Raw genomic sequence first — 20,887 nt, 5'->3', positions numbered from 1 at the left:
CTACTCCCTGCTGACGGCTACGCTGTACCCTTGCTTTTTCAATAAGGCATGCTTTTGCGCCTGTTCCAAATCATAGGCCACCATTTCCGCCACCATTTCCTGCAACGTAATCTGCGGCACCCAACCTAACTTGTTTTTGGCATTGGTCGGATCGCCAAGCAAGGTCTCGACTTCCGCTGGCCGAAAATATCGCGGATCAATCGCGACAATATTCTGGCCCACCGACATCGCTGGAGCTTTGTCACCGGTAATCGACTCGACAAAACCTTTTTCGTCCACGCCCTGCCCTTCCCAGCGAATCGCCACACCCAATTCTTTGGCGGACATTTCGATAAACTGCCTCACCGAATATTGCACGCCGGTAGCGATTACGAAATCTTCAGGTTGCTCCTGTTGCAACATCATCCATTGCATCCGTACATAATCTTTAGCATGTCCCCAATCACGCAATGAATCCATATTTCCCATGTAAAGGCATTGGTCCAGACCGATCGCTATATTACTCAGGCCGCGGGTAATTTTACGCGTCACAAACGTTTCGCCACGGCGCGGCGATTCGTGGTTGAACAAAATTCCGTTGCAAGCATACATGCCGTAAGCTTCGCGGTAATTGACCGTAATCCAGTACGCATATAGTTTGGCTACGGCATAAGGCGAGCGCGGATAAAACGGTGTCGTTTCTTTTTGCGGGATTTCTTGGACCAAGCCATACAGCTCGGAAGTCGATGCTTGGTAAAACCGGGTGCTCTTCTCCATCCCTAAAAAGCGGATAGCCTCCAACAACCGTAGCGTACCTATCGCATCTACATCGGCAGTGTACTCGGGCGATTCGAACGATACCGCCACATGGCTCATCGCGCCCAAGTTATAAACCTCGTCCGGGCGGATCTCGCTGAGAATCCGAGTCAAATTCGAGCTGTCGGTCAAATCCCCATAATGCAAAAAAAACCGCGGATCTTTGATATGCGGATCTTGGTAGATATGGTCGACACGCTCGGTATTAAAAAGCGAGGAGCGCCGCTTGATGCCGTGCACCTCGTAACCTTTTTCCAATAAAAACTCAGCAAGATACGATCCATCTTGGCCGGTTATCCCTGTGATCAATGCCTTTTTAGTGCTCACCTTAAGCTCCTTTTGTGTAGGACAAAATTTGAAAAGTTGGATTCAAGATCGGTTGCCTTGAACAGATCCGTCAATATCCCCGCAGTTAACCTGCCGATAAAACATTGCCCGCGGGAACTATCGTTTTCCCGGGCAAATAATTTCCTAATTCAGGCAATAAGTCGCGCAAAAAACTCTGTAAGCGCTTATCAGCCAGCGCGATGTCTTCAGACTTATCGACCGGCGTGACTAGACGCACCAACGCGCCATCCGTCCGATTCATCATAATAGCATCGTAAAATAAGTACCATTTGACCATGTATTCATTGGTTATCGTTCTACCGCGCTGTTGAAACCAGAAATACACCAATTGCCGGCTCTCGCCTTTTTGAATGACGGCGCGGTTCAGCTCAAGCGAATGGCCGTCTAACGTAAACTCAGGAAACTCCTGTTGGCCGTAGCTGATAATCTGCCATCCGTCGCCCGGAATACAACTGCGCGGCGAATGTACTGCAGCACCTTTGCGCTGAGATTGATAATAGGCGCTGTAAAAATTGACGCCGTTCTGGGTACCCGGCTGATTGAAATTGACGATTACGTAATCGGTCAACTTCAATTCGTTCAAATAGAACTGGCTCAAATAGTCGTTACGTCCCTGCCAATTGCCCAGCTTGGTCGGGAAATTTAAAAAGGCTTTGCGCTGCGGTATTACATCTTCACGCCCCTTGGACATTTCGGAAACACCGGCTCCTGCAATTAACAACACTAAGACGGCATATACCGAGCGGTTTAATCTCCCCGCGGAAAACCCGGTAACCGGGGCGCGCCCCCAATCATCGGGAATTTGCACCAATTCACTAAATGCCAACTTTCTACCGCTGATCCGGCTGAAAATCCACATTTCTATGAACAATAGCGCCATACATAGCAAAAATACGGCCCAACCCTCAAAATCGTGGAGAAAACCTTCCGCCATCTCGGTCCCCCAATTGTCGACCAACACGCCGATCACACCGATGCGAAAGCTATTCATGAAGATGGTCAAGGGCATGGCCGACAAAAAGATCAACAACTTCTGCCAGAACGGCCCTTTAAATAAATAAGCGCATAAGAACGCCAAGCTCGCTAGAGGGAACAAATAACGCAGGCCGCTGCAGGCATCGACCACCTGCAACTTATAGTTGCCCAAATCGATGACATTGCCTTCCAGGTAGACCATGATGTCGCAAGCCCGGATAAATTCGACACCGAGCCAGGACGAAATCAACTGCAATTTCGATGACAGGTTATTCAGAATGAATGCCGGAAAAGGCACCATGAAAACCAAAAACAATAACGGTACAGAGGCGGTCTTTAAACCTTTCAGCCCGAATGCACATGCAAACATTCCGGTCAATACAACCAAAAACGCGTATTGCTCCATCGTCCTGATTGTCGCCAGACCGCCCAGGATAAAAATCAGCAGACCGGTAACAATGATAACCAAGCCGGGAACCGACTCCTTGAAACTTGGCGCCACACTCAGTTCGCTGCGCCGCATCCAGATCAGATAAACCGTGATGCAGGGGATAAAAAAGCCGTGGCTGTATTCCTCTAAACCAATCCAGGTCCCAACCATTTCGGCCAAGCTATCCCGGAAAACTAAACACAGCAGCAGGAAAGCTGCTCCCCAAAATGACCAAATGACGGCCGCTCTCGTATTCTCTGTATTCATTCCGTGCCGAAAATAAGAATTGGATTTTAGATTCCGTGATAAATAAGAACTTGCGGTTAATGCTTTAACCGGGCTGCTCACCCTATACCGATCAACTACCGAAAACTGCTGAACTGAGTCACCCGCCCGACCCGCCATTATCCCTGGACCGGATTAAAGCTCTGTGACAATCGCGCGACGATTAGGCTTCGGGATCTGCCGTAAAAATCGGATTGTTTTTATCTTCTTCGTGCAACTTGGCTTTCTCTTCCGGATAAATATGCCAAAAAGACTGATCGATGGCGCCTTGGGTGTAACTGTTTTTACGATCGTGGGTAAACGGACACCACCAATTCTCCACCACTTTTACCATGTAGGCATGCCATTCAAACAAACCGACGCTGTAAGGGCAATACCAAGTGCAATTTAAAATCCAAAACAATTTGGATTGCGACATACTCAACTTGAACGAACCGTCCATCGTAATTTGGCTTTTCAGGTCGTAACGATGGCTGGATCTGGCCGGCAAAAAATCGCCCCAGGTTTTGACGTTTTGTGCGCCGACCAATTTCAGACTGAAGTAAGTCAGGTAAGCGCTGGTAATGACAAACGGTAAAGTCAGAATCGGCAAGTAGATAAACAATAAACCGACGGCCCTGGACAGCACCGGCATCCGTTTATGATTGCATCCGATATTGACGCGGTCTGTGCACGATTCGCAGGCTTTTACGCCCCCTTGGGTGTTCATGTTTGTTTCTCCTCTGATGTCGTTATTATTATTTGCTCGGCATTGAGCAATTGAAAAATGCTGCGACAGCCTTCGCAACAGAATTTTTTCGGGCCTTGCACGGTGCTCAACTTAAATCCTGCAATCAATACCGGCTGGCCGCACAAATCGCAGCCGTAATTTCGCATCGGCATGAGGTCAGATAGTTGGGCTAACTGCGCAGAAGAACGCTTTCAAGTATTCGGTTTCGGCCATTGCCGGATGTATCGGATGGTCCGGCCCCTGGCCGCCGCCGGCAAATAACAGCAAATGGCGATCGATATGGCGTGCCGACGAGCGTAAAATTTCCTGCAGATTTTCCCGGCTCAAATGGTGCGAGCAGGATGCCGAAACCAAAATACCGCTGCTCGACAAGACCTGCAACGCCAAATGGTTCAAGCGCCGATACGCTTCATAACCGGACTTGAAATCTTTTTTTCGCTTTATCAGCGCCGGTGGGTCCAATATGACCACGTCGAACTGCTCGCGCCGCTCCCGAGCCTGTTTCAAAAACTCGAATACATCGCTACGTTCGAACCGCATTGTGCCGGCAACGCCGTTTAACTCGGCGCTGGCTTGAGCCAGGCTCAACGCACTTTCGGAACTATCGACGCAGCAAACTTCCGCCGCTCCGCCTAGTGCAGCCGGGATACCCCAAGCCCCGGCATAACTAAATAAATCCAGTACCCGCATGCCACGTACCAATTTTGCCAACCTGGCCCGGTTTTCCCGGTGGTCGTAGAACCAGCCCGTCTTTTGGCCCTCGGCGATATTCACCAAAAATCGGGTACCGTTTTCTACCACCTCCAGACGCTCCGGCAATTCGCCAAATACCAACTCCGGCACCAACGACAAATTTTCGAGCTGGCGTTGGCCGGTATCGTTTTTTAACAATACCGCAGTCGGCTCCACCAATTCGCATAGCACCTTGACCAATAAATCCTTATGCCGCTCCATGCCGGCCGTCGTGATCTGTACCGACAACACCGCACCGAAACGGTCTACCACCAAACCCGGCAGGCCGTCGCTTTCGCCAAACACCCAGCGGTAAAACGGCTTGTCGAATAAGCGCTGGCGTAAACCCAGCGCCTGATTCAGCCGGCTTCTGAAAAAACTCTCGCCGATTTTCAGATTGCTTTTACGGGTCAACAACCGCGAGCAGATCAAAGCGTTGGGGTTAACGTAGGCTACGCCGATCACCTTGGCGTCGGCATCGCACAGCGTGGCCAAATCGCCCGGGGCAAACCGCTCCAGCGGCGAACGCCGGCAATCGACCTCATTACTGAACACCCATAAATGGCCTTGGCGCAAACGTTTGTCTTCGTTCTTTTTCAGAAACAGTTCGGGATAATTCATGCTTATTTACGATAACTGGAAAACATACCCGCCTACCTGAGCCGCAGGTGCGGCGATATGCAATCGAATCGGCAATGTCTGGTCCGGCTGCAGCACAGCGCTCCCCGCCAGTTGCGGTAATGAAAAAAACCGCTCCGCTATGGCTTGGCCGTTAAATCCCAACAGAGTCAGCCTTAACACCGCTTCAGCCTGCGGGAAAGCGGCATGATTGGTGATTGCCGCGCTAAAAACGTAACTACTATCGGCTTGCCGCGTTAAATCGGCATGCGATACCGAGAGCTCATGCGCGTTTTGATAACTGGGCGGCTGGCAGCCGACCATTAGGCACAGTCGCTGCCAATTTTTGGCAACACTAGGCGAGCGGTATAGCTCCTCGCCTTCGAAATAAAAAACTTGCCCGACCAGTACAGCGAACGCCATTGCGCTAGCCCAACCCCAAAACCTGGAACTTGGCCAATCTTGCTTGGCAATCCCCACATCAGATTCGGAAGGGCAGTCCGAAACCAAGCTGCCATCTTCGCTTAAACTTGCCAGACCGTCGAAACGCTGGCCACAGGCCCGGCAGGCCAGCAATCCGCGTTGCCGACGCAACTGGCCGACAGTTACTGTCTGCCGGGCGTCGCAATGCGGACAACGGCTGAACATGCGTCAGGCCGGCTTAAGCGCATCCAACCGGCACCAGTCTTCCCGGCTCACCGGAGCCGCCACCGACAGACCGAGCGCACGGTAGGCGTCGGCCACAGCCGCGGCCTGTTCGTTCAAAATTCCAGACAAAACCAGCTTGCCGCCGGGTTTGACCAGTTCGGCGATGGCCGGCGCCAATTCGATCAAGGGTTTAGCCAGAATATTGGCGAGCACCACATCGGCGGCCAAGGCCGAGAACTGTTCTGGCAGGTAATAACTGATGCGTTCTTGCACCCCATTTTTTTCGGCATTGTATCGGCTGGCAGTCAGTGCCTGCGGATCGATATCGATGGCGTGGGCGTATCCGGCGCCGAGCAACAAGCCGGCAACTGCCAATATGCCGGAACCGCAGCCGAAATCGATCAAAACTTTGCCGGTGGCGTCGTGGCTGGCCAACCATTCCAGACATAGCGCAGTGGTCGGATGGGTACCGGTTCCGAAAGCCAAGCCCGGATCCAATGTCATGCATACCGTATCCGGTTCCGCCCGTTCCTGTCCGCTGGGACAAATCCATAGCTTGCCGCCGAACTTCATCGGCTGAAAATGTTCCATCCAAGCCCTTTCCCAGGCTTGGTCCTGCAACACTTCGGCGGACCACTCCTGCAAAGGCTGGCCGATGAATTGATTGAACAACAAGGCCTGCACGATATCCGGATCCGTGTCCAATTCGAACAACGCCGTGACGCGGGTACGGTTCCAAACCTTGGTTTGGTCGATAGCCGGCTCGTAGACCGGCTCGTCCTCCGCATCGCTATACGTTACCGAGACCGCTCCCAACTCGGAAAAGAAGTCCGAAATTTCCGGAGCGGTAGTTTCGTCGGTGACTACGGAAAGCTGATGCCATGCCATAACAAGCCCTGACTGGAGAAAAAAGAGCGTGAGCTCGCCTCGGCCGATTTGCGCCTAATGCATGCCCAGCTTTTTTTCCAAGTAATGAATATTTTGCCCGCCCTGGGCGAACGCCGCGTCGGCCATGATGCTTTGCTGCAGCGGAATATTGGTTTTGATGCCGTCTATCACCATTTCGCTCAGCGCCGTTTTCATCCGGGCGATTGCACTGGCCCTGTCGTCGCCGTGCGCGATCAGTTTACCGATCATCGAGTCGTAATACGGCGGCACCCGATAGCCGTTGTAAATGTGGGTTTCGCAACGAATGCCGGGCCCGCCCGGCATATGGAACTGCTCGATCAGGCCGGGACTGGGCATGAAGGTTTTCGGATCTTCGGCGTTCAAGCGGCACTCGATAGCATGTCCGGTAAAGGTGACCTGCTCCTGAGTAATCGATAACGCTGCGCCGGCAGCTATGCGCAACTGCTCCTTGACGATATCGAAGCCGGTAATCATCTCGGTGACCGGATGCTCGACTTGCACCCGAGTATTCATCTCGATGAAATAAAACTGGCCTTTCTCGTACAGAAACTCGAAAGTCCCGGCACCCAAATAGCCGATTTCGCGGCATGCCTGGGCACAACGCTCGCCCATTTGCTTACGCTGCTCTTCGGTGATTCCCGGCGCCGGTGCTTCTTCGACCACCTTCTGGTGGCGGCGCTGCATCGAACAATCGCGCTCTCCAAGGTGGATTGCATTACCGTGAGAATCCGCCAGTACCTGAAACTCGATATGCCGCGGGTCTTCCAAAAACTTTTCCATGTAAACAGTGCTATTGCCGAACGCGGTGCCGGCTTCGGCCTTGGTCATCGCTATCGCATTCAGCAACACGCTTTCGGTATGCACGGTCCGCATGCCCCGGCCGCCGCCGCCGCCGGCGGCTTTGATAATGACCGGATAACCGATTTCCTTGGCCAATTTCAAATTGGCTTCATCGTCGTCGCTCAACGGATCGCCGTTACCGGGCACGCAAGGAATTCCAGCTGCCAACATGGCTTTTTTCGCCGCAATTTTGTCGCCCATCATTCGAATCGTATCCGGTTTCGGGCCGATGAAGACGAATCCGCTTTGACTGACTTTTTCCGAGAAATCGGCGTTCTCCGACAAAAAACCGTAACCGGGATGAATCGCTTCGGCATCGGTGACTTCGGCGGCACTGATGATGGCCGGGATATTCAAGTAGCTGCCGGATGAGGCCGCCGGACCGATACAAACCGCTTCGTCGGCCAATCGCACATGTTTCAAGTCGCGGTCGGCTTCAGAATAGACGGCCACGGTTTTGATACCCAGCTCGCGGCAGGCGCGCAAAATACGCAGCGCAATCTCGCCGCGGTTGGCGATAACAATTTTTTCAAACATAAGCCAAGCCCCGGGATAGGTTATTCGATAATGAACAAAGGCTGGCCGTATTCGACCGGATGGCCGTTCTCAACCAGAATCTGCTTGATTTTGCCGCTTTTGTCGGCTTCGATCTGGTTCAGAATTTTCATCGCTTCGATGATGCACAGGGTTTGGCCGACGCTGACGCTTTGGCCGACTTCGACGAACGCCGCCGATCCCGGCGAAGCGGAACGGTAGAACGTGCCGACCATCGGCGACTTCACCGCATGGCCGCTGATTCTCTCTTCGGCCGGCGCCGCGGCTGGACCCGCTGCGGTCGGAGCCGCTGCGGCAGCTACCGGTGCAGGAGCCGCATATTGCATCGGCGCAGCAGCCGAATAGCGGCTGATACGAACCGACTCCTCACCCTCGCTAATTTCTATCTCAGCAATATCGGATTCTTCGATAAGATCGATTAATTTTTTTATTTTTCTAATATCCATCGTTCTGAGTTCTCTCTTGTAATAACTGATGAGCGGCTTGCACAGCCAATTCGTAACCGTTAGCCCCTAATCCGCAGATAACGCCGACAGCGATATCCGAAAAATAAGAATGTCTTCTGAAAGGCTCGCGGGCATGCACGTTCGATAAATGAACTTCTATGAATGCAATCTTGGTAGCCAGCAGGGCATCGCGAATCGCCACGCTGGTATGGGTAAACGCGGCAGGATTGATGATGATGAAGTCGACGCCTTGCCGGTAAGCTTGATGAATCCGTTCGACGATTTCGTGTTCGGCATTGCTCTGCCAAAAATCAAGGGTGTGGCCCAAAGACTGCGCCAAACGTTCGACGCTGTGCTGGATGTCCTGCAAAGTCTTGCTGCCGTATAACCCCGGCTCCCGAACGCCTAACATATTCAAATTGGGTCCGTTCAGAACGGTAAGGGTCGCCATGAAAATATCGAACGAGAAAGTATCAAATAAAGCGAAATTCTGCCTAATTCGAAGGTTTTTGTCCAGATAAACCGATTTCGCGACGTTTTGCCTGCATTTCGCGTCAGTTGGCCTTAAGCAGCGGCTCAACGACTTCCAGGATTTTTTCCCTGGACAATTCGCCCAATTGGCGATGCACGATTTTGCCTTGCTGATCGACAATCACGGTAAACGGGACGGTATTGATCACGTTACCCAATCGTTGCGCCAGTATCGCCGCATCCTCGCCGCCGATCAGCAGCGGGTAATTGACCTTCATCCGACTCTGGTAATCCTGAACCGGCTGTTTGTCTTCCAGAGCAATACCGACAAATTGCACGCCGCGGTCTTGATATTCGGCCTGCAACTTGACGAATTCGGGGATCTCTTTCAAACAGGGCGGACACCAGGTAGCCCAAAAGTTGACCAGCAAAATCTTGCCGCGCCATTGCGCAATCGGCTGCGGCACATTCTGTAAATCCGGTAGGGTGAAATTCAACTCCGGCCCCGACTCGATTGTGGCCGGCGCCTGCTCCCGGTACCCGTAAAACGCGATACCCGCGGCGGCGGCAATTAACGCGACCAAACAAAAAACCAATATTTTCCGATTCATAGTTGCTGCAAAGTGTTCAAAAAAGTAGCGGCATCCTGATAGCCGATCACGCGCATGCCCCTACGCTCGACGCCATCCGGACCAAAGAAAATAATGCCCGGCGGCCCGATCAAATCGAAGCGTTTCAGCAAGGCTTGGTCGGCTTCGTTATTTCCAGTCACATCGGCCTGCAGTAACACGGTGTTGGCCAGCCTTTGTTTGACGCCCGGATCGGTAAAGGTATAAGCCTCCATCTCCTTACAGGAAATGCACCAATCCGCATAAAAATCCAACATCACACTGCGGCCGCTAGCTGCAGCCTGCCGAATCCGTTGCTCCAGTTCCTGCAGGTTCGCCACCCGTTCGAAACGAAGACCCTCTTGCTCGGGTTTCGCGCCGCCACCGCCGGCCAGGCCTTGCAGCGGCTGCAACGGATTGGAATTGCCGGCACTAAGGCCGATCAATTGCAACACGCCGAACACCAGCATGACCAAGCCCAAACCCTTCCACAGCTTGCGCCAACCGCCTGCGGCTGCCGGCAACGGCTCGAGCGCGCCCAGGTAAACGGCCGGAACCACCAGCAACAGCGCCCACAGCAGCATGACAACGTGGCCCGGCAGGATGCGCGACAACATCCACACCGCCACCGCCAGCATCACGACGCCGAACACCGCCTTGGTCGAATTCAACCAGTTGCCGGATTTAGGTAACAATTTGCCGGCCGACGCACCGAGCAACAACAACGGCGCCCCCATGCCTAAACCCATCGCAAACAGGGCCGCCCCGCCCAGCACCGCATCGCCGGTCTGGCCGATGTAAATCAATGCCGCCGCCAATGGCGCCGCCACGCATGGACCGACGATCAGCGACGACAAAGCCCCCATGATCGCAGCCCCCCAGTAGGAACCGTCGCGGTGGCGATCGCTGGAGCGGTGTACCACCGCCTGAATCGACTTGGGCATTTCCAAATCGTAAAAACCGAACATCGACAAGGCCAGCAGCACGAACAAACCGGAGAAGGCCGCGATGACCCAAGGCTCCTGAAACGTCGCCTGCAAATTGCTGCCGAACAACGCCGCCAGAACGCCGAATGCGGTATACATCAATGCCGAAGCCAGCACGTAACTCAGCGACAACAAAAAGCCTTTGCGGACGCCGACCTGATGGCCGTGGCCGACGATGATACCCGACAAAATCGGAATCATCGGAAACACGCACGGGGTAAAGGCCAGCAGCAAGCCGAAGCCGAAAAAGCTCAGCAAGGTCAAAGCCAGGCTGTCGTGGCGCAATGCGTCCACAATCCGGTCCTGCTCCGATTCCGACGGATTGGCCGCCGCAGGCTTAGCGGGTAACGCCCCTGCCTCCGGCAATTCCAAGCCGACCGTCTGCTGCATCGGCGGATAACAGACGCCGCGGTCTGCGCAACCCTGAAATTTCGCCAACAGCGTGACGGTTTCGGCCGCGGACTGGCCGCGCACCAGAGGCACCTCGACGTTCACCTGGTTCCGGTAGATTTGTACCTGACCGAATTCGGCATCGTGGTAGGCCTCGCCTGCAGGCAGCGGCAATTTACCCAACTGAGCCGCAGCCGGCGGCTGCAAAGCCAACGACAATTTATCCTTGTAAAGATAATAACCGTCGGCGATCTGCCAAGTGGCCTGGACAGTATGGGCATCTTTGACGCTGGCAAAAAATTGAAACGCCTGCTCGGGCGGCAATAAATCCGCGGAGAACAGGCCGGGCGTCAAGCCCTTCAGACCTTTGACGAATTGCTGCAAGGCGTCGCCGCTGGGTGCCGGCGCGGCCGCCGGCGCCGGTAAATCGATATCCAGCACCACCTTTTGCGGCGGATAACAAACGCCGGCGTCGGCACAGCCCTGGTATTTCACCAGCAGCTTGAGCTGCGGCAAAGCCTTGTCGTTCACCAGCGGCAGCACGACCCGCAACGACTTGCGGTAAACCACAACGTCGCCCAGACTCGGATCGTGCTCGCTGGCGCCGTCGGGCAACTGGGCCTGGCCCAGGCCGATAGATTCGGTCTGCGCTTGAAACTTGGTCTTGTCCCGATAAAGGTGGTAACCGTCGGCGATGTCCCAGTTCAGTTCGACGCTGGTTGCCGATAGTGCGTTGGCGGACAGCTTAAACGCCTGCTCCGCCGGCAAAAAATCCTGTTCGTCCACAGCCGCCGCCAGCGGCGCAAACGAAACGAAAACGCAGAAAAAAATCAGGCGCCAGTAAAACATGAATTTATCCATTGCAAATAATCCTGGGAACCGCGTTCGATGCCGAGCGCGATAATTTCCGGAACGTCGTAGGGGTGGAGTTGCTTCACGGCCGCTTCGATGGCCGGATAACGGTCCTGCCGACTCTTGATCAACAGCAAATGTTCCTGAGCGGTTTCTATTTGACCCTGCCACTCGTATACGGAACGGACGCCGGGCAGGATATTGACGCAAGCCGCCAGCTTTTCGGCAATCAGTGCGTTGGCCAAACTTTCGGCGCAATCCGCATCGGGACAGGTACAGAGTATCAATTGGTACATCGCGATATTATCCTGGAATTTCTACTGGGATGCTCTTAGTATTAGCCGCTTTTTCCCGGCAAGCCCATCATGAAAACCATGCAAGCCCTGTTTCTGACCTTTCTGATCGTACCGTTTGTGGAGATTTACCTGCTGTTGCAGGTCGGCAGCGTCATCGGCGCGTTTCCGACCGTGTTTTTGGTGGTATTCACTGCGACACTGGGTGCCTGGCTATTGCGCCGCCAGGGCTTTGCAACCTGGAACCGGTTACAGAACGGTTTGCGGCAAGGGGAAATTCCGGCTTACGAAATGGTTGAAGGTCCGATATTGTTGGTAGGCGGCGCCTTACTGCTGACGCCGGGATTTTTCACCGATTTGTTCGGTTTCGCCTGCTTGATTCCGGCGCTTCGCCGAAAAATAGCCGATTATCTGATCGAACGGCATTTGTCCGGCAGCCAGACCGGTTCGATATTCCGGCAATCCCAACGCGATCGGTCGGTCATCGAGGGCGAGTACGAGAAACACCGGTAATATTGCAACAACTGAATCCGCGCTATCGCGGATTCAGACGCTAACCGAATATTTAGTGGCTGTCGCCGCCGGCATTGGCATCGCTAGCAGCAAAACCGCCGCTCAGCGTGTTTTTGCCGAAACCCGAATAGGCCGGGCACCAGCCGGAATAACTGGTCGCGACCAACGCCAAACCGACCAGCAGCATTAGAACGCTGGCGGTAAACAACGACACGCTCAGCAAAACCACTCCCGAAACCATGCGCACTTTTTTGTCTTTATCGCCGATATTGTGCTCAAACTTGACCAAACGTTTATAATCGAAGCTCATTTCCAATCCTCTCTGTGTTGTATTTATTTAGTCCTGACGCAAGGCTTTCCCTTAAAAGGCAAGCAAATATACACAGCTCCCCGAATTCTGCAAGCTATAAAAAATGGATGCCTCTTCTCTGATTGCCCCGTTAAACGACCAGCAACGCCTGGCCGTTTCGGCCCCTTCCCAAGCCATGCTGGTACTGGCCGGCGCCGGTAGCGGCAAAACCCGGGTGCTGGTGCACCGCATCGCCTGGCATATCAAAGTCAACCACGTCTCGCCTTACCACATCCTGGCCGTAACCTTTACCAACAAGGCTGCCAACGAGATGCGCGGCCGGATCGAGGACTTGTTGAACACCTCCGCCCGCTCGATGTGGATCGGCACCTTTCACGGCCTGGCCCACCGTTTGCTTAGGCAACACGCCAAGCAAGCCAAACTGCCGGAAACGTTTCAGGTGATGGACAGCGACGACCAATTGCGCATCGTCAAACGCCTGGTCAAGAGTCTGAACCTGGATGACAGCAAATGGCCGCCGAAACAAGCGCAATGGTTCATCAATGCGCAAAAGGACGAAGGCATCCGCGCCCGCCACATGCAGGACAGCGGCGATTTTTACCTGCGACAGATGCGCCAGATCTATCTGGCATATGAAGAACTGTGCGACCGCTCCGGCCTGGTCGATTTTGCCGAACTGCTGCTGCGCGCCCACGAATTGCTGCGCGACAACGCCGACCTGCTGAGTTTTTACCGCGAGCGCTTCCAGCAGGTTCACGTCGACGAATTCCAGGACACCAACACTATCCAATACGCTTGGTTGCGGCTATTGACCGAAGGCAACAACAACCTGTTCGTCGTCGGCGACGACGACCAATCGATTTACGGCTGGCGCGGCGCCAAAATCGAGAATATCTACGCCTTCCAAAAACACTATCCGCAACACGGCGTGATTCGCCTGGAACAGAATTACCGTTCCAGCGGCCACATCCTGAAGGCGGCCAACACCCTGATCGCCAACAACGACAACCGGATGGGCAAAGAGCTGTGGACCGACGCCGGCGACGGCCACGCCATCGCCTTGTATTCGGCCTTCAACGAACAGGACGAAGCCTATTTCGTCGTCGAAAAAATCCGGCAATGGGTGCGCGACGGCGGTTTGCGCAGCGAGACCGCGATTTTGTACCGCTCCAACGCCCAATCCCGCCAGTTCGAAGAACGGCTGATGACCACCGCGACGCCATACCGGGTTTACGGCGGTTTGCGTTTTTTCGAACGGATGGAGATCAAAAACGCCCTCGCCTATCTGCGCCTGTCCAGCAACCCGCACGACGACGCCTCGTTCGAGCGCGTGGTCAACACACCGACCCGCGGCATCGGCGCCAAAACCCTGGACGACATGCGCATTCTGGCCCGCCAACAGCAACTTTCGCTGTGGCAGGCGGCGCAGGCCATGCTGGAGCAAAGCCAGTTGCCGGCCCGCGCCGCCAACGCGCTACGCGGCTTCATGAATCTGGTTCTGGAACTAGGAACGGCCACCCAAGGTTTCAATTTGCACGAGACCGTCAAGCACGTCGTCGAAGCCAGCGGCCTGATCGAACTGTATAAAAAGGAAAAACAGGACAAGGGCGAAGCCCGGGTGGAAAACCTGGAAGAGCTGGTCAATGCTGCCCGCTTGTTCGACTACGACCGCGAGAATGCGGAAAACCTGTCGGAGCTGGACATGTTTCTGGCCCACGCCGCGTTGGAAGCCGGCGAAATGCAAGGCGAAGCCGATGAGGATTGCGTGCAACTGATGACGCTGCACTCCGCCAAGGGTTTGGAATTCAAGCTGGTGTTTCTGGTCGGCCTGGAAGAAGGCCTGTTCCCGTCCCAGCAGGCGCTGGACGATCCCGGCCGGCTACAGGAGGAACGCCGGCTATGCTACGTCGGCATCACCCGCGCCATGCAACAATTGTATTTGACCCACGCCGAATCGCGCCGTCTGTACGGCAAGGACAGTTACCCGCGGGCCTCGCGTTTTCTGCGCGAACTGCCGCAGGAATCGATACAGGAAATCCGCTTGCGCGCCAACGTCACCCGCCCTACCGCCGCTGCGCCGTCGGTATCCGCAACTTTGGGCGGCAGCACCTTCAAACTCGGCCAAACCGTCCGCCACGAAAAATTCGGCGAAGGCGTCGTATTGCAAACCGAAGGCGAAGGCGATCAGGAGCGAGTGCAAATCAACTTCCGCAACGCCGGTTTGAAGTGGCTGATGTTGGCCTACGCCAAATTGGATAGGGTTTAGCGGGTTGTGCCGGCTTGAATACTGGTCAAACTACCTGGTAGTTGGCGTAATTCGGCGGCCACCGACCCAAACTTGACGATCGCGCTTCTCCAAAGCGGCCAGTCAGGAAAATCATCTCCTACGAACGGGCGGACTGCAAAGCAGTCTTCGGCGACCTCAACCAAGCGGCCAAGACCTGCCTGTCACCAACTCTTCAAAGCTGTCATTCGAAGGTCTGAATGACTCTGAAAACTGCCGCATAGCCAATTCGCTCTCGTCGTCCGAAGATGACTGTCGACAGCACAGTGATAAACGGCTACTTTGCTCGGAATTTCGGACACGCTCGGTACGTGCGACCTGCGGTTGAGCAAGGCTATCACTTATCCACCCGTCCGAATTTCCGGGTCCTGCTATGCAAGCAAAGGGGCCAATGACTCCTCACTTACCCCCTGGTCAGCGACGTCATCAGTTGTCCCCCCCGGCTCCGGGGGGAAAGCCACTACCTTCCTCGACTCAACGTGAATACTGGTGACAGGAGCGTCCACACTGCTAGGCTGAATACCATGTGCGGCAAGCGTGTCTAGGAGGTCTCGAACGACGTCATCCTTGTGAAGCACAAAGGTTGAGGCAAAGCAGCGCCAAAATCTCCAACCAGCTCTTTCCAGGATGCGCTGCCGGCGCATATCGCTGTCCCACTGGTCAGGGCCGTGATACCGGTCACCATCGCACTCGATTGCTAGGCGGCTGTCAGCGTCCCCTTCTACAACCATGTCGATACGGTACGAGCCGACAGGAACTTGTGGAGTCACACGGTAACCACGAGCAACCAGGATGTCGAAGACTTCCCGTTCAAAGGGCGACTCGCAGAGCTCACGAAGATTCTCCAGCTGTTCCTCGTCCTGAAAGAACGGCGCCTGGAAATGCTGAATGAGCTTTGAGCGCAATTGGTCCGCCTGACGCAACTCCTCGGCTTGAATACTGCGAACAAGGTACATGCGGTCTCGAGCTCTGGAAGCTGCGACGTTAAAGCGTTGTGCAACCATATCTTGCGTCTGTGCGTGCGCATGACCAGGTGAAGCAACCATGGACAAGAACATGATGTCCCGCTCCTTACCTTGGAAGGTACGGGCATCCCCGCAGGTGATTTTGTATTGCGTGACGACCTGCTCGCCAAGCTCATCATTAAGCATCTGCATGACTTTGAGCGCCTGCTCGTTACCCAATAGGGATACGACACCAATAGTCCGCCCATCAAATGCGCGGTTCTCAACGATGGCCCGAATTTCATCAACAATGAAGCGAGCTTCGGGCAGGTTAATGTCTTTGTTGCGGTATCCGTCGGTGACGTAAACATCCACAAGCGGCGGGTCCAAGCGCTCTGAAGCCTTTGGCATCCGTAATGGCTTGAGTTCGTGGTTATAGAACTCGCGCTTGGAATACTCGATGATGGGCGCCACGCAGCGGAAATGCTCCCGCAGCATCACAGCGCTCTTGGCGAACACCACCTTGAACAAGTCGTAGATGGACCGTTCTGGGGTCATCTGGGGCCGGTAGATGTCCACTTGGTTGGCAAGGAAGCGCACCATCAGATTCCTGATTTTCTCTTCCTCAAGACCAACGCCCTCCGGCGAGACCTGCTTGTCGTCACCAACAATCAGTACCTTTTTGGCACGCAGAATGGCCGGCAATGCAGTCAGGTCCGACTGAGAGGCCTCATCGATAATAACTAGGTCGAAGCACCCGAAACTGGCAGGCAACGACTCGCAGATGCGGTAGTGCGGCATAATCCAGCAAGGAATCGCACCATTAGCCCGCTCAGCAGCAAATCGCGCGTCTTGGCGGTAACGGCCGGCGCGGATGCCGGTGCCTTTCCCAATCTTTTTGATGGCCGAACGGTAGGCCTCCAGCGCAGCCCTAACGTCATGCGTAGTGTTTTCAGCGAGCTTGAGCCAAGTCCGCTTGTTGACTGCATCCTGGTAGAGCTTGGCTAGGTCATGCTCTAGGTCCATCCGCAGCTTCGACAGTCGCTTCAATTCGTGACGGCTATCAATCTTGTCGACAAAGCTGACCAACCTGCACAGGCGCCATACCTCACTCCAATTGTCCGGCAGCAAAGCATCATGAGCCCCCGGGTGGGCCTCACTGCGAAGCTTCAGTGCCCATTGCTTGGCGCCCGAGGACTCAATCAACTGGGTAACGTCAGAAATCGTCTTAAGGCTTCCGGCCAAAAAGTGGACCCGACGGAGTTCTTCCATCAACTTCGACCACTCAGCCTGAATATCACTGTCAGTGCATTCCGGACTTCCCAAGCGCTTGTTCAGAAACGCTCTCAGCTGCTCAGTAATCGCACCCTCGCAACCAAAAAGCGCTTTCAGGAAGGACTCCTTGACCACCCAGGTCTCGGCAAGGCGATGACGTGTCAGGTGATGTTGGAAAATACCCTCAATCTCAGCAAGCAACTCCTTGGTGTATGGTGTTTGAACGGCTTTCGGCCAGGTTGGCAGCAACGGCTGCACGGCCGTAACGACCATCAACTCTTCGGAAATGCTGGCTGCAACCTTGTTGTAGAGGTCTATTGCCATGCCGGCGGCAACCAGGCGCTCTGGCTTCGGTTCGAATCGTGGAAGTGAGAGTTCATCCGCCAATGTGTTCCAACGAACAAGTAGTGCCTTGCTCAACTGCTGGAACTTGATGAACTGAAGTACGTGCTCCCACTCCGCCGAGGAGGCAGGCTTGGCACTCACTACTACGACCGCGTCCAAGCCCCGCTTCTGCTCGCTTTTCCCGAACATTCCAGCCAACCCGAATGGCTTTTTACCTTGCGACAAATTGGTGACTGCCTCGACCAACTCGTTGTTGGCTTCGAAGCCGTCAGACAATGTCACCGGTTTAGCCAAAAACTGCTTCCGAGTATCCAGCGCGGCAAGGATTTCATCCTTAAGAGTCAGGAACAAATCCAGGATTTCGTTCTTTGAACTGCGACGCAGGTATTGCTGCAACCCAGCAGTCCAGGCCTGCTGTGCATTATCGATTTCCTGGAGCAACAGCCTGAGGTTCGACACCTTAGAGGTGGCCGTCATCGCAGCCTGAACAGTCTCCGGGGTAGTACTGACAAGGCTTGGAACCACGCCGTCAGACTCTTGAGCCTTCAACTCACTTAGCCGAGACAGGTCTTGATGAACCTGCAACAGCTTTCCCGTTTCAGGAAAGTCGCTAATCTGGGGAACCCGTTTGCCGAAGTACGCCAAGTCGGGTCCGACGGCGAGTCGTGCTTCACGCAACGCAGAAATATCAGCATTCCCAAACTGCGCCTTGTGGCTGGAATCGATGGTCAGGACATCCGGGAACCACGAAACCTCATTGCGGTTGACTGCAACATCTTCAGCAACCTCGACAGGCGTCAGGGACTCATCGTCAATCTGTACTTTGTTCAGGTTCAAACTCGCCCAGTTTGCAATTTCCTTATCCGTCTTGGCAATGCGTCCATGTAGCGCGTCAATTTGCCCGTCGATTTGCTCGATTTCACGACGATAGACTGAGCGGTCGATTCGGGTGACCTCCGCAGCAATCTTGTTGAAGGCGAATTCGAATTGCTTCATGCCCTCAGCTTCACTGGTCAGCAGACTAATAGCTAGCGGCCGAATGGACTCAGGTAGCTTCTCCTGCAAGACAGTGAGTGCCGGGTCCTTCATCGAGGTAACCAGCACTCGCTTTCCCAAAGCAAGGTAGTGGCAGATTACGTTCGCGATGGTGTGCGTCTTACCTGTTCCTGGTGGCCCCTGAACTACCACGCCATCATGCGCTTCCAGCATCTGAATAATCTGGACTTGCTCATCGTTGTAGGCCATTGGGAAGTAAAGTTCCGAAACGTGGCTAGTCCCGGACCCAGTGCCACTGCCACTAACCACTGATAGCCCACGAAATGGCGGGAGGGTCACTTCTTCGTTCTCAGACGAAGGCTCCGTTACAAGGGCCAAGACGGCATCTGGCAAGGGGCCGAGGTTTTCAGCGGCAAGCTTGGCCTCAAAGCGTTCCAAGTCTTGAACCAGCAGGTTGCTAGTACGCGGACGTGCCAGCAGCACCCAGGTATCCGTGACCACCAGGCTCTCAGTGGACTTGGGAAGGCTTCGGTCGTCTGCGGTGGTTTGAGGTGGCCAGTAGGTTCCGGATGCGTCTAGGAAAGTGGCAGCAGACTGCAGAAGCGGCTCGAAGGTGCTGGGTTCGAAGGGATTAAGCACACCGCCCGTCGACTCAAAGAACTTCTTACTTGTCTCGACTAGCTTGGCCACCCCTGGATTATCCATCGACGCATAGATGTCGACTTCTAACCGCGGCTCTGACGAGCGAGGCCGGATTTCCAGCGCCATCGTCGTTTCGTTGAGCGAAATCTCGACGAGCTGGGTCAGCAGTGGATAAGCGAGAGCACCCGAGGGCAAGGTCCAGAGCGCCACACCGACGCCCCAAACCAACTCGAGCTGGGAGTCGACGAGGTTGCCCTGCATTTTCTGGGAGAGCATGAACAGCTCGGAGTACAGCGCTATGCTTTTCCGAACCTCTTTTTCGCGTTCAGCCCACGGGCGCCATACAACCTCAACGTAAGACTTGAGTTGCTCCTTTAGCAACTCTCTGTCCGGGAAGTCATCCAAGGAAATAACGATGGACTCAACCTTATCATTGGTCACTTCGCGTTCTGCGACAGTCTCTGCTGGACTAGCAACCAAGGCTCCGATGTCGATAAGGGATTGGCTTACCGCGTGAGTCTTAAGGCTGGGCTCTTTATTCGGTGCCCTAGGAAGGTCAATCCAGAGGTTGAGAAGCTTGCTATCTGGGACGGGGGGACGAGTCTCGTGCAGCCGGTCCAAGCGAAGCCAAACCTCATCAAACTCCGTTTCCTGGCAGTTGAATGTCACACCAGGCAAGCCCTTGATACGCTCTTCCGTGCGAGTGAAATCCTTGTGCTGCGAGAAATTATGCAGCGGCGTCTTTTTCAGCAGCGCAGTTTGTTTCGCAAACTCGATTAGTGCGGCGAGGCGTTCGTTTTGAATGTCCATCAGATAGCTTTCTTATTTGACCATTAGCACAATAATTACCAGCACAACTAGGCCAATGAGAATCCATTTCATGCCGGCACTGCCAGACTCAGTCGTAGATTTGGCCTGGAATGTAGTGCGCATCACACCGTATTTGAATTGGGCTTCGTACGCGGACTTACAGGCGGAGCACGAAAGGTGCTGCACAACACCTTCAAGAGTTGAGACGAAATTTGGCGTTTTGCAATTAGCGCACTCAACTACTACTCGGTCAGGTACGGCCTGCGGAGGCGGTGCGGCTGGCGGCTCGGGTAGCGTAACTCTTGGTGGCTGATGAGCCTGCGGAATAGGACGAGCCGAAGGCACAGCTGTTCCATTCGATAGCCGGTGGACAAGGTCATCAACCTCAGCTTTTAGGACCCGAGCTATCGGCCTGTCTCGAAAGCCCAACTCATACTGAATTACCTTCAGCGCCTTCAGGTCACCGTGTGAAGAGGCGACCAAGGCTTGAATCTGTTCGATTCCGTGCTTGAAGTAGGGACGATACGCCATGAAATTGCTCTGTTGCATGCGGTAGATACTGCAAAACCCTCACATTAGCCTTGCATTCGTGGATTAACTTGCGGAAATTAATATACTACAAACAAACGTAATGCAGTGTCGGCGAAAACTCCCGGCCCGGCACGAACAAACGCCAAGATTCTCTTACTGTTGTGGCGGAGCTTGTCTGGAATTTTGTGTAAATCAGCCATTGCTCATCTCATCAAGGCGCGTCAGCAATGGCCGAGCAGTTCGCATTTAGCCACCGCCCTGAGCGGCAACTCCAATCAGAATGCTGACGTTGCTTCGACCAAAAACTGAAGGTCCGCTGGGGGTCG

General features: G+C 54.4%; 16 protein-coding genes. 2 read left to right on the top strand and 14 right to left on the bottom strand.

The genetic code is table 11. From position 1 onward, the window contains the following. The 12 genes from gmd to cutA all read right to left on the bottom strand — a co-directional run bounded on the left by gmd (nt 1) and on the right by cutA (nt 11,914). Entirely contained in the window at nt 1-1,122 is a 1,122-nt protein-coding gene (gene gmd / locus VXJ35_RS07080) for a GDP-mannose 4,6-dehydratase (protein WP_064021036.1), read from the bottom strand. A gap of 85 nt (nt 1,123-1,207) precedes the next feature. Then, nucleotides 1,208-2,815 carry a VPLPA-CTERM-specific exosortase XrtD gene (gene xrtD / locus VXJ35_RS07075; RefSeq protein ID WP_064021035.1) on the bottom strand — a complete coding sequence of 536 codons (1,608 nt, stop codon included), beginning with the start codon at nt 2,813-2,815 and terminating at the stop codon, nt 1,208-1,210. Between the two features lie 181 nt (nt 2,816-2,996). Beyond that, nucleotides 2,997-3,542: a hypothetical protein gene (locus VXJ35_RS07070; protein ID WP_054762864.1), complete on the bottom strand. Its 546-nt coding sequence runs from the start codon at nt 3,540-3,542 to the stop codon at nt 2,997-2,999. Nucleotides 3,543-3,719: 177 nt separating this feature from the next. Continuing rightward, on the bottom strand, nt 3,720-4,916 hold the full coding sequence (locus VXJ35_RS07065) for a class I SAM-dependent rRNA methyltransferase (protein WP_064021034.1): 1,197 nt from the start codon (nt 4,914-4,916) through the stop codon (nt 3,720-3,722). Nucleotides 4,917-4,922: 6 nt separating this feature from the next. Continuing rightward, nucleotides 4,923-5,561, bottom strand: coding sequence for a zinc-ribbon and DUF3426 domain-containing protein (locus VXJ35_RS07060; protein ID WP_064021033.1), 639 nt, complete (start codon nt 5,559-5,561; stop codon nt 4,923-4,925). 3 nt (nt 5,562-5,564) lie between these two features. Next, nucleotides 5,565-6,449 (bottom strand): 50S ribosomal protein L11 methyltransferase, encoded by an 885-nt coding sequence (gene prmA, locus VXJ35_RS07055; RefSeq protein WP_064021032.1) that lies wholly within the window; start codon nt 6,447-6,449, stop codon nt 5,565-5,567. 54 nt (nt 6,450-6,503) lie between these two features. Then, complete coding sequence (gene accC, locus VXJ35_RS07050) at nt 6,504-7,847, bottom strand: acetyl-CoA carboxylase biotin carboxylase subunit (protein ID WP_064021031.1); 1,344 nt, start codon at nt 7,845-7,847, stop codon at nt 6,504-6,506. A 20-nt stretch (nt 7,848-7,867) separates the two neighbouring features. Beyond that, the gene (gene accB, locus VXJ35_RS07045; protein WP_064021030.1) at nt 7,868-8,311 is read right to left on the bottom strand and encodes an acetyl-CoA carboxylase biotin carboxyl carrier protein; all 444 of its coding nucleotides are present in this window, start codon (nt 8,309-8,311) and stop codon (nt 7,868-7,870) included. Continuing rightward, nucleotides 8,301-8,762 carry a type II 3-dehydroquinate dehydratase gene (gene aroQ / locus VXJ35_RS07040; RefSeq protein ID WP_064021029.1) on the bottom strand — a complete coding sequence of 154 codons (462 nt, stop codon included), beginning with the start codon at nt 8,760-8,762 and terminating at the stop codon, nt 8,301-8,303. The genes accB and aroQ overlap by 11 nt, the downstream gene beginning before the upstream one ends. Before the next feature lie 103 nt (nt 8,763-8,865). Continuing rightward, on the bottom strand, nt 8,866-9,393 hold the full coding sequence (locus VXJ35_RS07035) for a TlpA disulfide reductase family protein (protein WP_064021028.1): 528 nt from the start codon (nt 9,391-9,393) through the stop codon (nt 8,866-8,868). Continuing rightward, the gene (locus VXJ35_RS07030; RefSeq protein ID WP_064023410.1) at nt 9,390-11,615 is read right to left on the bottom strand and encodes a protein-disulfide reductase DsbD; all 2,226 of its coding nucleotides are present in this window, start codon (nt 11,613-11,615) and stop codon (nt 9,390-9,392) included. Before VXJ35_RS07030 ends, VXJ35_RS07035 begins: the two co-directional genes overlap by 4 nt. Continuing rightward, the gene (cutA, locus tag VXJ35_RS07025) at nt 11,597-11,914 is read right to left on the bottom strand and encodes a divalent-cation tolerance protein CutA (protein WP_064021027.1); all 318 of its coding nucleotides are present in this window, start codon (nt 11,912-11,914) and stop codon (nt 11,597-11,599) included. Before cutA ends, VXJ35_RS07030 begins: the two co-directional genes overlap by 19 nt. A gap of 69 nt (nt 11,915-11,983) precedes the next feature. On the opposite strand from cutA, the gene VXJ35_RS07020 reads away from it, so the two are divergent. Beyond that, nucleotides 11,984-12,424, top strand: coding sequence for an FxsA family protein (locus VXJ35_RS07020; protein WP_064021026.1), 441 nt, complete (start codon nt 11,984-11,986; stop codon nt 12,422-12,424). Between the two features lie 52 nt (nt 12,425-12,476). Here the strand turns inward: VXJ35_RS07020 and VXJ35_RS07015 are convergent, their stop codons facing one another. After that, the gene (locus tag VXJ35_RS07015) at nt 12,477-12,734 is read right to left on the bottom strand and encodes a DUF2892 domain-containing protein (RefSeq protein WP_064021025.1); all 258 of its coding nucleotides are present in this window, start codon (nt 12,732-12,734) and stop codon (nt 12,477-12,479) included. 103 nt (nt 12,735-12,837) lie between these two features. On the opposite strand from VXJ35_RS07015, the gene uvrD reads away from it, so the two are divergent. After that, entirely contained in the window at nt 12,838-15,000 is a 2,163-nt protein-coding gene (gene uvrD, locus VXJ35_RS07010; RefSeq protein ID WP_064021024.1) for a DNA helicase II, read from the top strand. 389 nt (nt 15,001-15,389) lie between these two features. Here the strand turns inward: uvrD and VXJ35_RS07005 are convergent, their stop codons facing one another. After that, complete coding sequence (locus tag VXJ35_RS07005) at nt 15,390-20,030, bottom strand: AAA domain-containing protein (RefSeq protein ID WP_064021023.1); 4,641 nt, start codon at nt 20,028-20,030, stop codon at nt 15,390-15,392. Between the last annotated feature and the right edge of the window lie 857 nt (nt 20,031-20,887).

Origin of the sequence: Methylomonas sp. DH-1, from assembly GCF_046097555.1 — a bacterium.
In the GTDB taxonomy this organism is placed as follows: Bacteria; Pseudomonadota; Gammaproteobacteria; order Methylococcales; family Methylomonadaceae; genus Methylomonas; species Methylomonas koyamae.
This window is presented reverse-complemented; position numbering and strand designations above follow the sequence as displayed.